The 13,370-nt window shown below is 70.9% G+C and carries 15 protein-coding genes; 10 read left to right on the plus strand and 5 right to left on the minus strand.

Annotated elements, in window-relative coordinates; all coding sequences use genetic code 11:
* Nucleotides 1–6 precede the first annotated feature (6 nt).
* The 5 genes from AB0I15_RS45150 to AB0I15_RS45170 are packed head-to-tail and all read left to right on the plus strand — an operon-like array spanning nt 7 to nt 4,566.
* Nucleotides 7–1,236, plus strand: a complete 1,230-nt coding sequence (locus AB0I15_RS45150; protein ID WP_358110890.1) for an amino acid ABC transporter substrate-binding protein — start codon at nt 7–9, stop codon at nt 1,234–1,236.
* Entirely contained in the window at nt 1,233–2,111 is an 879-nt protein-coding gene (locus AB0I15_RS45155; protein WP_358110893.1) for a branched-chain amino acid ABC transporter permease, read from the plus strand. Before AB0I15_RS45150 ends, AB0I15_RS45155 begins: the two co-directional genes overlap by 4 nt.
* The gene (locus tag AB0I15_RS45160) at nt 2,095–3,084 is read left to right on the plus strand and encodes a branched-chain amino acid ABC transporter permease (protein WP_358110896.1); all 990 of its coding nucleotides are present in this window, start codon (nt 2,095–2,097) and stop codon (nt 3,082–3,084) included. Before AB0I15_RS45155 ends, AB0I15_RS45160 begins: the two co-directional genes overlap by 17 nt.
* Complete coding sequence (locus AB0I15_RS45165) at nt 3,081–3,812, plus strand: ABC transporter ATP-binding protein (protein WP_358110899.1); 732 nt, start codon at nt 3,081–3,083, stop codon at nt 3,810–3,812. Before AB0I15_RS45160 ends, AB0I15_RS45165 begins: the two co-directional genes overlap by 4 nt.
* Nucleotides 3,805–4,566, plus strand: coding sequence for an ABC transporter ATP-binding protein (locus AB0I15_RS45170; RefSeq protein WP_358110902.1), 762 nt, complete (start codon nt 3,805–3,807; stop codon nt 4,564–4,566). The genes AB0I15_RS45165 and AB0I15_RS45170 overlap by 8 nt, the downstream gene beginning before the upstream one ends.
* Here the strand turns inward: AB0I15_RS45170 and cydB are convergent.
* The 3 genes from cydB to AB0I15_RS45185 all read right to left on the minus strand — a co-directional run bounded on the left by cydB (nt 4,539) and on the right by AB0I15_RS45185 (nt 7,949).
* Complete coding sequence (gene cydB / locus AB0I15_RS45175; protein ID WP_358110905.1) at nt 4,539–5,474, minus strand: cytochrome d ubiquinol oxidase subunit II; 936 nt, start codon at nt 5,472–5,474, stop codon at nt 4,539–4,541. The genes AB0I15_RS45170 and cydB overlap by 28 nt on opposite strands.
* 23 nt (nt 5,475–5,497) lie before the next feature.
* Nucleotides 5,498–6,844, minus strand: coding sequence for a cytochrome ubiquinol oxidase subunit I (locus AB0I15_RS45180; RefSeq protein WP_358110908.1), 1,347 nt, complete (start codon nt 6,842–6,844; stop codon nt 5,498–5,500).
* Nucleotides 6,845–7,094: 250 nt separating this feature from the next.
* A complete protein-coding gene (locus AB0I15_RS45185) occupies nt 7,095–7,949 on the minus strand; it encodes a polysaccharide deacetylase family protein (RefSeq protein ID WP_358110910.1) in 855 nt (284 codons plus the stop codon).
* A 96-nt stretch (nt 7,950–8,045) separates the two neighbouring features.
* Here AB0I15_RS45185 and AB0I15_RS45190 point away from each other — a divergent pair, with 96 nt between their 5' ends.
* Both AB0I15_RS45190 and AB0I15_RS45195 read left to right on the plus strand, forming a co-directional pair.
* Nucleotides 8,046–8,672 carry a carbon monoxide dehydrogenase subunit G gene (locus tag AB0I15_RS45190; protein ID WP_358110913.1) on the plus strand — a complete coding sequence of 209 codons (627 nt, stop codon included), beginning with the start codon at nt 8,046–8,048 and terminating at the stop codon, nt 8,670–8,672.
* Between the two features lie 63 nt (nt 8,673–8,735).
* The gene (locus tag AB0I15_RS45195) at nt 8,736–9,632 is read left to right on the plus strand and encodes a hypothetical protein (protein ID WP_358110916.1); all 897 of its coding nucleotides are present in this window, start codon (nt 8,736–8,738) and stop codon (nt 9,630–9,632) included.
* Nucleotides 9,633–9,958: 326 nt separating this feature from the next.
* Here the strand turns inward: AB0I15_RS45195 and AB0I15_RS45200 are convergent, their stop codons facing one another.
* A complete protein-coding gene (locus AB0I15_RS45200) occupies nt 9,959–10,960 on the minus strand; it encodes a winged helix-turn-helix domain-containing protein (RefSeq protein WP_358110919.1) in 1,002 nt (333 codons plus the stop codon).
* Nucleotides 10,961–11,091: 131 nt separating this feature from the next.
* On the opposite strand from AB0I15_RS45200, the gene AB0I15_RS45205 reads away from it, so the two are divergent.
* Both AB0I15_RS45205 and AB0I15_RS45210 read left to right on the plus strand, forming a co-directional pair.
* Complete coding sequence (locus AB0I15_RS45205) at nt 11,092–11,763, plus strand: DsbA family oxidoreductase (protein WP_358110922.1); 672 nt, start codon at nt 11,092–11,094, stop codon at nt 11,761–11,763.
* A 37-nt stretch (nt 11,764–11,800) separates the two neighbouring features.
* Entirely contained in the window at nt 11,801–12,202 is a 402-nt protein-coding gene (locus tag AB0I15_RS45210; RefSeq protein ID WP_358110925.1) for a MarR family transcriptional regulator, read from the plus strand.
* On the opposite strand, the gene AB0I15_RS45215 is transcribed toward AB0I15_RS45210, so the two are convergent.
* Nucleotides 12,174–12,953: a thymidine kinase gene (locus tag AB0I15_RS45215; RefSeq protein WP_358110928.1), complete on the minus strand. Its 780-nt coding sequence runs from the start codon at nt 12,951–12,953 to the stop codon at nt 12,174–12,176. The two genes, AB0I15_RS45210 and AB0I15_RS45215, sit on opposite strands and share 29 nt — an antisense overlap.
* On the opposite strand from AB0I15_RS45215, the gene AB0I15_RS45220 reads away from it, so the two are divergent.
* Nucleotides 12,937–13,365 carry a hypothetical protein gene (locus tag AB0I15_RS45220; RefSeq protein ID WP_358110931.1) on the plus strand — a complete coding sequence of 143 codons (429 nt, stop codon included), beginning with the start codon at nt 12,937–12,939 and terminating at the stop codon, nt 13,363–13,365. The two genes, AB0I15_RS45215 and AB0I15_RS45220, sit on opposite strands and share 17 nt — an antisense overlap.
* The last annotated feature ends 5 nt before the right edge of the window (nt 13,366–13,370 follow it).

Genomic DNA, 13,370 nt, shown 5'->3' on the forward strand with positions numbered 1-13,370 from the left:
CCCTCGATGGCAAGAGTTTCCAAGAGTCTGGCGATCATCTCGATATGCGCCTTAGGGCTGACCGCGTGCGCGAAGACCGACGAACCCGGCGCGGCGCAGTCGCCGGGGCAGCAGCAAGGGCCGGTCAAGATCGGCATCTCCCTCCCGCTCACGGGTGACTTCTCGGAGCCGGGCAAGGGCATCCAGGAGGGCTACCAGGTCTGGGCCGACCGGGTGAACGCCAAGGGCGGCCTGCTCGGCAGGAAGGTCGAGCTGATCTTCCGTGACGACGCCTCCGACCCCAACCGGGTCAGCTCCGACTACGAGTCCCTCATCACCCAGGACAAGGTCAATCTGGTCTTCGGGCCGTTCTCCTCGCGGCTGGTGATCCCGGCGGCGAAGGTGGCCGAGTCGTACAACATGCTGTTCGTGGAGCCGGCCGGGGCCGCCGCCGAGGTCTTCGAGCAGGGCTTCAAGCGGCTGTTCTACGCGGCCCCGGCGATCGCGAGCGACCACTACAACTACCTGGCCGAGTACATCACCAAGCTGCCCGCCGACCAGCGGCCGAAGACGGCGGCGTACGCGAGCCTGGACGACCCCTTCGCCCAGGGCACCGCCTACGGGCTGCGCGACAAGCTGGCCGCGGCCGGGATCAAGACGGTCGTGGACGAGGTCTACCCGCCCGAGACCACCGACTTCGCGCCGATCGCGGCCAAGATCGCGGCGGTCAAGCCCGACCTGGTCGTGGGCGGCACGCAGTTCGAGGACTCGGTCGGCCTGGTCCGCGCGCTGCAGGAGCTGAAGGTGCAGCCCAAGCTGGCGGCGTTCTCGACGGGCCCGACGCTGGCGGAGTTCCCCGCCGCGGTGAAGGGGGCGGTCGAGCACATCATCTCGCCGGTGGGCTGGTCGGCGACCGCCACCTATCCCGGCAACCAGGACCTGGTCAAGCGGTACAAGGAGATGTTCAACGGCGAGGCCAACGAGGACGCGGCCAACGGCTACACCGTCGGCCAGATCGTCGAGACCGCCGTCAACGCGGTCAAGTGCGTCGATCCGACCAAGGAGTGCCAGGACAAGCTGACCGAGCACATCAGGCAGGGCACGTTCGAGACCGTCGTGGGGCCGCTGTCCTTCGACGACCAGGGCCGCCCCGAACAGGCGCACATGATCCAGCAGTACGTGAACGGCAAGGTCGAGATCGTCCTGCCCGAGCAGGCCAAGACCGCCGGCATCGTCTACCCGAAGAAGGAATGGTGACCCTGCTCCTTCAGGGGCTGGCCCTGGGCGTGCTGACCGGCGGGCTCTACGCGCTGCTGGCGTCGGGCCTGTCGCTGTACTTCGGCGTGATGCGGGTGGTCATGGTGGCGCATCCGGCGTTCCTGTTCCTGGCCGCGTACCTGACCTACACCGTGCACACGACGCTCGGCGTGGACCCGTTCCTGGCGCTGCCGCTGACCGTGCCGCTGTTCTTCGTGCTGGGCGTGGCCGTGCAGCGGCTGCTCATCGCCCGCCTCGCGCCGGAGAACCTGGCCATGATGTCGGTGCTGCTGACGTTCGGCATCGCGCTGACCATCGAGGGGCTGCTCGGGACGTTCTACACCGGCTCCTACAAGTCGGTCAGCATGGAGTACGCCACCAAGTCCCTGACCATCGGCGGCGTGCACCTCCCGTACGACAAGATCATCGCCTTCGGGGTGGCCGCGCTCACCCTCGCCGTGCTGTTCGCGGTGCTGATCAGGAGCAGGTTCGGGCAGTCGCTGCGGGCCACGATCCAGCACCGCGAGGCGGCCAGGCTCGTCGGCATCCACACCGAGCGCGTGGCCGGCTACGGCTTCGGCGTGGGCCTGGCCACCGCCGCCGTGGGCGGCACCGTGCTGGCCCTCATCACGCCGTTCTTCCCCGCCTCGCACTGGGTGTGGATCGGCAAGCTGATGGCCATCATCGTGGTCGGCGGCCTGGGCAGCGTCGTGGGCGCGGCGCTGGCCGCCATCCTGCTCGGCGTGGTCGAGGGCATGGTGCTGGTCACCGTGGACGCCACCTGGGCCACGATGATGTTCTACGTCTTCCTCTTCGTGGCCCTGCTCGTCCGCCCCCAGGGGTTCTTCGGAGGCCGGCTTGCGCACCGTTTCTAGAGGGCTCCCGCTGCTGGTCGCCGCGCTGGCGATCGCCTATCCGTGGCTGGTGCCCAACTACTACCTGGTGTACGCGGGCGCGCTGACCGTCATGTACGCCGCCATGTCCACGTCCTGGAACCTGCTCGGCGGCTTCACCGGCTACGTCTCCCTCGGCCACTCGGCGTTCTTCGGCCTGGGCGCGTACGGCACCGGCCTGCTCGTCGTGCGCCTGGACGTGCCCTGGGTCGTGGCCCTGCTCGTCTCGGCGCTGCTCGTCACGGTCTTCGCCGTCGGCGTCGGCATCGCCGCCGTACGGGTGCGCGGCGCGTCCTTCGTGATCGTCTCCATCGCGCTCGTGTCGATGATGAACCTCGTCGTGCAGGGCTGGCGCTCGCTCACCGGCGGCTCCACCGGCCTGCAGATCCCCTCGCCCTTCCCCGGCCTGCACCGGGGCCAGACGCACGTGGTCTTCTTCTACCTGTTCCTGGCCCTGCTCGGCCTGGCGCTGCTGACGTGGTGGTACGTCTCCCGCTCCCGTTTCGGCGCGGGCCTGCGGGCCATCAGGGAGGACGAGGACAAGGCCGAGTCGCTGGGCGTGCCCACGGCGGCGTACAAGGTGATCGCCTTCTCCTTGTCCGCCCTGTTCGTGTCGCTGGCCGGCGGGCTCTACGCGGTCTGGTTCGGCAGCCTCGACCCGATCTTCGTCTTCTCGATCCTGATCGGCTCGTACATGGTGCTCATGAGCCTGCTCGGTGGCGTCAGGAACCTCTACGGCCCGCTGCTCGGCGCGCTCATCGTGGCCCCGGCGGGGGAATACTTCCTCATCGCGCTTGGCGAGACGCAGATCCACCTCACGGCCACCGGCCTGGTGCTCGTGCTGGTCGTGCTGTTCATGCCGGACGGCATCCTGGCCAGGTTCACCAGGAAACGCGGCGGTCCCTCCATCCCGGACGAGAGCGCCGACCAGCGACTTCAGGGGGTGGCGCCGTGAGCTCGCTGCGGACGGAGGGGCTGACGAAGGCGTTCGGCGGCGTGCTGGCCGTGGACGGCGCCACCGTCGAGCTGCGCGAGGGCCGGATCAACGGCCTGATCGGGCCGAACGGGTCGGGCAAGACCACGTTCTTCAACCTGATCACCGGCATGATCCGGCCGGACTCGGGCCAGGTGCTCTACCGCGACCGCGAGATCACCCGGCATTCGCCGCACCGGATCGCGCACGCGGGCATCGGCCGGACCTTCCAGCTCTGCCGGATCTTCCCGCGCCTGACCGTGATGGAGAACATGCTGGTCGCCGTGCGCCGGACCCGGCTGCGCGAGCTGCTGGCGGGGCTGCACGACAAGGGCGAGGTCGAGCGGGCCCGCCACTGGCTGCGCCGCATGGGCATCGAGCACCTGGAGGAGGCCGAGGCCCGCGACCTGTCCTACGGGCAGCAGAAGCTCCTGGAGCTGGCCGCCGTGCTCATGGCCGAGCCGGAGCTGGTGCTGCTGGACGAGCCGGCGGGCGGCGTCAACCCGGCGCTGATCGACCGGATCGTCGGGCTCGTGCGCGACCTCAATGCGGAGGGCCGCACGTTCCTCGTCGTCGAGCACAACATGGACATGGTGATGGGTATGTGCGACCACGTGATCGTCTTCGACCGGGGCGCGCCCATCGCCGAAGGCCCGCCGTCGTCCGTCCGCGAGGACCCGCGCGTGCTGGAGGCGTATCTCGGTGTCTGAGGCCCCGACGTCCGAGGTTCCGGCGTCCGAAGTCGTCCTGTCCCTGGAAGAGGTCGAGGCCGGGTACGGCAGGGCCGCGCCCGTGCTGCGCGGGCTGACCGTCTCGGTCCGCTCCGGCGAGGTCGTCTGCCTCGTCGGCCCGAACGGCGCCGGCAAGTCCACCGCGCTCAAGGTCGCCAGCGGCCTGCTCACACCCAGGTCGGGCCGGGTGGTGCTGGCGGGCAGGAACGTGTCGGGCCTGTCGCCGCAGCGGCTGCTCGGCCTGGGCCTGGCCCACGTGCTGCAGGGGCACAGCGTGTTCCGCGAGATGACGGTGGCGGAGAACGTGCGCCTCGGCGGGTTCACGGTCCGCGACCAGGCCCGGCTCGAGTCCAGGATCGCGGTGGTCAAGGAGCTGTTCCCCGTGGTGGGCGAGCGGTGGGGGAGCATGGCCGGGTTGCTGTCGGGCGGGCAGCAGAAGCAGGTCGAGTTCGCCCGCGCGCTCATGCTGGAGCCGTCCGTGGTGCTGCTAGACGAGCCGTCGATGGGGCTCGACCCGCGTAACACGCAGGTCGTGTTCGACCAGATCGACCTCATGCGCAGGACCGGCGTGGCGGTGCTGCTGGTGGAGCAGAACGCGCGCAGGGCACTGGAGATGGCCGACGTCGGCTGCGTGCTCGACCTCGGCCGGGTGCACATCTCCGGCCCCGCGCGCGACCTGGCCGCGGATCCGCGGCTCGGCCGCCTCTACCTCGGCGGCGCCCCGGCCACCTGAGCCCCGGGCCGCTGGGTTCCGGGCTTCTGTGTTCCGGGCACCTGAACGCGCTTGCGGAACACCCAGTACGTCCACCCCTGGTAGAGCAGGATGAACGGCAGGGTGATCAGCCCGATCCAGCTCAGCACCGTCAGCGTGTACGCGCCGGAGGCGGCCTCGGCCAGGGTCAGCCCGGGCAGCGGGCGCAGCCGCAGCTCCATGAAGACCGCCAGCGTGGCCAGCACGATGGCGGCGGCCGTGGCCGCGAACGCCCAGCCCTCCCTGCGCCGCCAGGTCAGGGCGGCGGCCGCGGCCAGCGCCGCCATGGCGGCCAGCGCGGGGAGGGTGCCCAGGCTCGACAGGGCGAAGACGGCCACGGGGATGGCCACGGCGCCGGCGGCCAGGGCCGTGGTCCTGGCGCGGCGGCGTACCGCGCCGGTGGTCTTCAGGGCCAGGAAGACGGCGCCGTGCAGGGCGCACACCGCCAGCGTGAACGCGCCGCCGAGCAGGGCCGCGGGGGCGCTGCCGTACAGCAGGTCGGCGAAGATCGCGCCCCACAGGAACGCCGGGAGCGCGCTGCCGACCACGATGCCCAGGTCGCACCAGAACGGGTCGTTCACCTTGCCGCGCCACTCCAGCCCGACGCCGCGCACGATCAGGCCGACCAGGACCAGAAAGACCGGCAGGTAGAACGCGCTGAACATGCCCGCGTACCAGGCCGGGAACGCGGCGAACATGGCGCCGACCGCGGTGATCAGCCACACCTCGTTGCCGTCCCACACCGGGCCGATGGTCTGCAGGCTCGCGCGCTGCTCGTCGGCGGTCCTGCTCACCACGGGAGCCAGCATCCCGACGCCGAAGTCGAAGCCCTCCAGCACGAAGTAGCCGGTCCAGAGGAAGGCGATGACGGCGAACCACAACTCGATCATTGTCTGCTCCTCAGTCCGTCAGCTCAGTACATCAACGTCGGCTCGAGGCGCTCCGCCGCCGCCGGGGCGGGCCGCAACTCCTCGACGCCCTTGCGGACGTGCCTGGTCAGCAGCACGACCTCGGCCACCGCGAGCGCGCCGTAGAGCAGCGTGAAAACGGTCAGTGAGATGGCCACCTCGGCCAGGCTCACGCCCGGCGACACGCTGGCGGCGGTGAGCAACTCGCCCGCGACCGTCCACGGCTGGCGGCCGATCTCGCTGAGCAGCCAGCCGGCGATCACCGCGAGCAGTGGGAGCGGCAGCGCCAGCAGCAGCGTCCGCGACAGCCAGGCGGGGAACGGCCGCCTCCTGCGGGTCAGCCACAGGCCGAGCACCGACAGCCCCACCGTGGCCAGCCCGAACACGATCATCACGCGGAACGACCAGAAGACGACGGCCTGGTCCGGCCGGTAGTCGCCGGGGCCGAACTCCTGCTCGAAGCGGCGCTGCAGGTCCTCGGTGCCCTGGACGGTGGCGTTGGGGTCGTTGGTCGACAGGAAGCTCAGGACGCCTGGGATCTCGATGCCGGGGGCGATGCTGAACGGGGCGCCGGCGGTGTCGCGTTCGAGCCCTTCGGCGGAGGCGAGCTTCATGGGCTGCTGCTCGTACATGAGCTTGGCCGACATGTCGCCGGTGCCCGCGACCACCGCCCCGGCGATCGCCGTCATCACGAGCGCGGCGCGGGCGGCGCCGCGCCACATCTCGGCGCGCGTCCGCAGCAGCCAGTAGCCGCAGACGGCCAGCACGAATCCGCCCGCCACGATGAACGCCGCCCCGATGACGTGCGGGACCTGGGCGATCGCGGTGGAGTTGGTCAGCACGGCCCACAGGTCGGTCATCCTGGCCTTGCCGTCGACGACCTCGTAGCCGACCGGGTGCTTCATCCAGGCGTTGGCCGCGAGGATGAAATAAGCCGACAAATTCGACCCGATGGCCGCCGCCCAGATGCACGCCAGGTGCACCCGCTTCGGCAGCCGGTCCCAGCCGAAGATCCACAGCCCCAGGAACGTGGACTCCATGAAGAAGGCCAGCAGCGCCTCCATCGCCAGCGGCGCCCCGAAGACGTCGCCGACGAACGTGGAGTATTCACTCCAGTTCATCCCGAACTGGAACTCCTGCACGATGCCGGTGACCACGCCCATGGCGAAGTTGATCAGGAACAGCTTCCCGAAGAACTTCGTGAGCTTCAGGTAGTGCTCTTTGCCGGTACGGTGCCAGGCCGTCTGGAGGCCGGCCACGAAGATGCCCAGACCGATGGTCAAGGGCACGAACAGAAAGTGGTAGACGGTGGTCACCCCGAACTGCCACCGTGCCAGGTCTAGTGCGTCCATCTGTCCCGTCGACTCCCTGAGCTCTACAAGCCGTAGTACATCTACCTACAGTAGTACTACAGCTTGTAGAGCAACGGGATGCGATCTTGGTCACATCCCTCTCGGCTGGTTGCTCGGGTACCGAGAATGCCGCCCGGAGGCGGGCCGTGGCGTCATCCGCCGGGTGGATCCGTCCGTACGCCGCCGGGGTGATGGCACGGTCCACGACTCAAGAAGGTGGCTGTCCGGTCGTCGAACGCCGCTCGGAGCCCTAGCGGGGTCTCGTCGCCGCCGCGAGGTAGGCCTGAAGGTTGCCCAGCTCGTAGCCCCGCCGCTTGATCTTGCCGACCAGGATGCGGAAGTCTCTGGCCAGGTTGGGGCGGAAGTGCAGGAGCAGGATGTCGCCGGGGCGCAAGCGTTTGTCGGGCACCTGGTAGGCGATCTTGCCGCCCGGCTGGACGGTGGCGGTCCACAGGAGCACGGCGTCCATGCCGCAGCTCTTGGCGGCCCTGAGCGTGTCGGTGTTGTAGTTGCCGAACGGCGGCCTGAACAGGGTGGGCCCGCTGCCCAGCTCCTTCTTGATGACCTTCGACGAGCCGCAGATCTCGCTGCGCTGGGCGTCGTAGGCGAGCAGACGAAGGTTGGGGTGGGTGAGGGTGTGGTTCTCGACGGGGACGCCGGCGTCGCGGAGCCGGCGGAAATATCCCCACTTGCCGGCGCCCACGTAGCGGGCCGGGCCGCCCGACTCGTCCGGGGTGCCCTTGGCCTCCACGGCGTCGCGCATGGCGAAGGCGGTGATGGGGATGCGCTGGTCGCGTACCTGGCGGACGAAGCCCGGGTCCTGCTCCCAGCCGTCGTCGATGGTGAGGAAGACGACCTTGCGCTTGGTGGGGATGGAGCTGATGACCGGCGGGAGGTCGCCGGCGCGGGTGATCGGGCGGACCTCGTTCCGGCGCGGGAGCACCCCCGGAGGGCCCTGCGGGGTCGTCGCGGGCGTGGCCCGCTCCTTGGGAGCGGCGGTGGGGGCGGTGGCGGGACGGACGTTCGCGGTCTCGGCGGGGGAGCAGGCCGACAGCGCCAGCGCGCCCGCCACGACGGTCGTGAATGTCCTTCGGCCCCTGCGCATGGGGCACCATCTTGCCAGCCTTGATCCCCAAGCCGCGCCCCGCGTTGGGCAGGTGTTGCCCTTATCCACCGGATGCGACGTGCCTAAAGTGGCGGCATGAAAGTCGCGGGCAGCGCCGTGATCGGCGTGCAGAGGGATCAAGTGTGGGCGGCGCTCCAGGACCCGGCGGTGCTGGTGCGCACCATTCCGGGCTGTGAGCGGCTGGAGGAGATCGGGCCGGACACGTACCGCATGACGGTCAACGCGGGGGTGGCCTCCATCAAGGGCGTCTACCAGGGGGAGGTGGCGCTGTCCGATCCGCTCGCGCCCGAGAGCTTCACGCTCAAGGCCAGAGGGCAGGGCGCGCCCGGGACCGTGGACGCCACCGTCCAGGTACGCCTGAGCGAGATCGACGGCGGCACCCGCGTCGACTACGACGCCGAGGCCGTGATCGGCGGGATGATCGGCGGCGTCGGCCAGCGGATGCTCGGCTCGGTGGCCAAACGGACGGCCGGGGAGTTCTTCTCCTCCGTCGAGCAGCACCTCCAGGCCCCGGAACCCGCCGAGACCGCCGTCGCCGTCCGGGAGCAGGCCGGGCCGGCCGTTCACGAACGGCCGGTGCCGCAGCGGGCCGAGACGCGGCCCTGGGTGATGCTGGCGTCGTTCGGCATGGGGGCGGGGGTCGCGGTCGCCGGGGTCGTGGTGGGCTGGTTGCTCGGCAGAGGCCGGCGGCGGAGTCCTTGACCGAAGGGCGGCGCGGCGTCCGCCACCCTCGCGGAAAAGGATCTCCAGGCGTAGCGTGGCTGTATGCGGCAGGCACACGCTGAAGACGCCCGGACCGAAGCCCGACGAGTCGTACGCAACCTGCTGGGCGAGGAGCGCCCGACAGCCGAGCTGCTGATGGCCGACGTGCGCCCCGTGCTCGGGGACGACCGGACCGGCCGGACGCTCGAGCTCGCCCTGGGCGCCTCCCTCACCAGGCGCTCGGCCGAGCTGGCCGCCATCGCCGCGCTGCTGGTCGGCACCCGTGAGCTGGGTGACGACTGGTGGAGCCGGTCCAGGGGCGGCAAGCTGCCCCCGCCCGACGAGGTGGTGCGCACGGCCGTGGCCATCGAGCCCTGGACCGACCTGACCGCGCTCGAGATGCTGGCCGCCTGGATCTCCGACGACGCCGCCGACCACCTCTGGGGCCGGCCCGTCGCGCAGGTCGACCTCAACTCCTGGCAGGCCGAGGACCGCTTCGACCTGCCGCCGGGCGTCAAGCCCGGTCAGCGGCTCGTCGTGCACTTCGACGCCGGCGGGCGGCTCGACGCGGTCGTCACCCGGCGGCCCGACGAGGATCTCGGCTCCAACCTGGACTTCCAGTCCCTGCGCTACTCACGGCCCGCCGAGGCCCAGTGGAGCTGGGGTGTGGCGGCCGGGCTCGGGCCGCACCGCCTGCCGGGCGAGGACCCCGACCCGTACGCCCGCGAGATCCCCTCCGCGGCGGCCGGCATCCTGCGGGCGTGGGCGCTGCGCCACGGGGCCTCCCGCGAGCAGCTCGGGGAGCGGTGGGAGACCGTGGGCGACGTGGTGGCCGCCATCGAGCGGGTCGACTGGATGTGGCGCAGCGGCGAGTGGTTCGGATGGTGGCGTGGCGCGTCGGCCCTGGTGGACGACTCGGCGTACCTGCCTTATCGGCTGGAGGAGCTCTCCGCGGGGTGAGGCCGCCGAGCCAGCCCCCGCAAGGTTCGGCGTGCCCGCCCCGGGCAGCATTCTTGTGGCCGGAGGGCTCTGCGCTGAAGCCCTTGCGCCCTCATGCAAACCCTTGCGCTGCGGGCCGTGAAGGACTAGACAAGCCTGGCCCCGATGCCGCTTCCCGCCCCGCCCCATCTCTCCCACCGCGCTTCGGCTCGGGTCCTTGGGGGATGAGGAGTGCCGCTACCGGGTCCTTGGGCTCGGGGGAGAGCGGGCGTGGGGCTGGCGGGGATGGCGGGGCTGGTCCTTGGGGTTCGGCGAGTGGCGGGGGACGGTGGGGGTGCTGCTCGGGGTCAGCTCAGGTCGCCCTTGAAGAGGGCTTCTCCTAGGCGGGTGCGGATGTGCAGGACGTGGCGGCCGTGCCGGGTCGTGTGGATCAGGCCCGCCCTGCGCAGTGCCGTCGCGTGGCGGCTGGCCGCCGACACGCTCACCCCCAGCGCCCCCGCCAGCGCCGTCGTGGTCAGCCCGTCGTCCACCAGGTGCAGGGCGGCGGCCCTGGTGGGCCCGAGCAGCTCCGACAGCGCGTCCATGCGGTCTCGCCCGCCGTCCGACAGCTCCCAGAAGGGGGGCCGCCGCACGGGGTAGACCAGCATCGGGTTCAGGCTCTGGTCGGCCAGCGAGATCGGGCCGTGCACGCCGAAGAAGACCGGGATCAGCAGCAGCCCCCGGCCGTCCAGGTAGAGGTCGCGGTCCACCACGTAGTCCACGGTCAGGACGGGCGGCTCCCAGCGCGCCGACGGGTGCAGGCCGCTGAGCAGCCGGTCCACCCCTCCCATGGCCAGGTCCCGCGCCCGTCTGGACAGGTCGGCGTCCACGATCTCGGCCAGCCGCCGCGTGTACGGGGCCAGCAGCGTGTCGTGGTAGACGCGGACGGCGTCGCCGAGCCAGCCGAGCGACTCGGTGTCGGCCCCGGCCAGGGTGCCGAACCACGACGGCGGCCGGCGGTAGTTCCCCGCCAGCCGCGCCATGTCGGCGCGGATCCGCCTGGCCGGCGTGGACAGCACGTTCTCGAGGCCCGCCTCGAAGCAGGACCGCTGCCCCACCGGGGTGAGGAAGTCCGGGAAATAGGGGGTGGCGGGCATGAGCTGGGCCAGCCGCCGTACGGTGCCCTCCAGGCCCGTCGCGGTGACCGCGCCGACGGCCCGGCGCCGCCAGGTGGTGAAGAAGGGGACATATTGGTCGGGAAGGGCGAGCTGGTGGACGCTGAGCACGAACTCCCACATGGCGTCGTGCCCCGCCGCCAGTCTCACCCGCGTCAGATCCTCGCGTCCGAAGTGGATGCGCAGGGTCTCCATACGCTCACCTCCGTATGGCGCGAGGCTAGATCAGGAGGATTGCGGTCCGATTTATGGCGGATAGGTCACACGTCCCCGGGCCGGGAGGCCGGGGAGGAATCGGCAGGGTACGGCGGGGGTTGACCACGTACATGAAGGTTGAGATTTTCTCCGATGTCGTGTGCCCCTGGTGCTATATCGGGCATGTCAGGTTCGGCCGGGCGGCCGAGCGGTTCCGGGCCAAGGGCGGCACCATCGAGGTGACGATGCGGCCGTTCCAGCTCAATCCCGACGCCCCGGTGGAGGGCGAGCCGCTGCTCGGGGCGCTGGAGCGCAAGTTCGGGCCGGACGCCGGGCAGATGGTACGACGCGTCGTCGACACCGCCGCGGCCGAGGGCCTGACCCTCGACTACGACCACGCGGTCAACACCGCCACCCTGGAGGCGCACCGGCTCATCGAGGTGGCCACGCGGCAGGGGCGCGGCGAGGAGATGGCCGGCCGGCTGTTCCGGGCGTACTTCACCGAGGGGCGGAACGTGGCCGATCCCGCCGTCCTGGCCGAGCTGGCCGCCGAGGTCGGGGTGCGCGACACGGGTGAGGGCGCCGGGGAGGTGGGCGAGCAGCTCGCCAGGGCGCGGGCGCTCGGGATCAGCGGGGTGCCGCTGTTCCTGTTCGAGGGCAAGTACGCCGTGTCGGGCGCGCAGCCGGAGGACGCCTTCGCCGCCGCGATCGACGAGGTGGCCGAGCGCACCGGTCAGACGCCGATCACCCGGCTCGCCGCCCCGGCCGACGGATGCGACGACGACGGGTTCTGCGCGGTCTGAGCCCCGCGTGGCAGGGGAGGGGTGGGAGGATCGTCGGGTGTCGAGACGCCTTGGTTACCTGTTCAAGCATGCCGGTCTGCGGCTGGCCGAGCTGACGGGCCCGGCGCTGGAGCCGTACGGGATCGACGGGCGCGAGTTCGGGGTGCTGTCGGTGCTGGCCGCGCCCGAGCCGTTGTCGCAGCTCGAGGCGGCCCAGCGCCTCCGGATCGATCGGACGACCATGGTCGCCATGATCGACGCGCTGGAGCGCAAAGACCTGGTGGAGCGCCGGCCGCACCCTGACGACCGGCGCAAGAACATCGTGGAGCTGACCGGGCGCGGCCGCGACACCCTGGGCGCGGCCACACGAGCCGTGGACGGGGCGGAGGAGGCGTTCCTGGCCGTCCTGCCGGGCGACGACGCCGAGCGGCTCAGGGACGCTCTGGACCGGCTGGTGTGAGCTCGGAGGTCTCCCGGGCGGCCTCCTGGGCGGCCGGCTCGCGCGAGCCCTCCCCGAGGCGGCCTGCGCGGTGGTGGCGGCGGCAGAGGACCTGGTAGCGCACCTGCGCGGCGTCCGTGTCGCCGACCACCGCCTGCGCGGCGTCGGTGTCGCCGATCACCACCTGCGCGCCCGTACGCGCCATCGACCCGCCCACGACCCGGGCGTTGAGCTGTCCCGGCCGGCCGCACCAGCACAGCACCTCGACCTGGAGCCGGCACACCTCGTCGGCCAGCTCGAACAGCCGCTGCGCCGCCGGGAACATCACCGACCTGAAGTCCGAGGCCAGCCCGAACGCGTAGACGTCCACGCCGTGCTCGTCCACCAGGTCCGCGAGCTGCTCGATCTGCTCGACGGTGTAGAAGCAGGCCTCGTCGCAGATCAGATAGTCGATCCGGTCGTGCGCGGTGACCAGCCGCACGAGGTCGAGGGAGTCCTCCACCTCGATCGCCTCCAGCCCGAGCCCTATCCGGCTGGTGATCTTGGGCCCGCCGGAGCGGTCGTGCTTGGTGAGCACCAGGCCGCGCCGGCCCTGCCGGCCGTGGTTGTAGTTCATCTGGAGGGCCAGCGTCGACTTCCCGCAATCCATGGGGCCGAAGTAGAACTTCAGTACGGCATCCCTGGCGCCAGACGGTACGGCAGACAAGGCAGACAGTTGGGTCACGGGGGGCCAGCCTAGTGGCTTGGCTTGTTCCATGACCTCGTGGGACATTTCTCCCCTGGAGTTACAGGAGGAATCTGTGGTCACCGACAATCAACCGTCCCGGCCGTCGCCGCTCGACCCGATGATGACGCCGGACGAGCTCACGGCGGCCCAGGCCGATGCCACCCGCTGGCGCTACGGCTTCTTCGTCGTCGTGGCCGGGATCGCCGCGATCCTGATCGCCTTCGGCGCCGCCGTCTTCGCCACGGGCGAGTTCGCCCCGCTGTTCGCCGGTGTGGCAGGGGTGATCGGTACCATTATCGGGGCTTACTTCGGGGTGCAGGCGGGGCAGTCCGGAAAGGCCAGAGTAGAAGCCGAGCTGGCCAGGTCGCAGGAGATGGTGGTCAGGCTGGCGGCGTACGTCGGCACACAGAACGCGCCAAGAGTCATCGACGAAGTGCTCGGCCGTCGCCGAAGCTGAGGAGC

The organism is Nonomuraea sp. NPDC050643 (assembly GCF_040654715.1).
Classification (GTDB): domain Bacteria; phylum Actinomycetota; class Actinomycetes; order Streptosporangiales; family Streptosporangiaceae; genus Nonomuraea.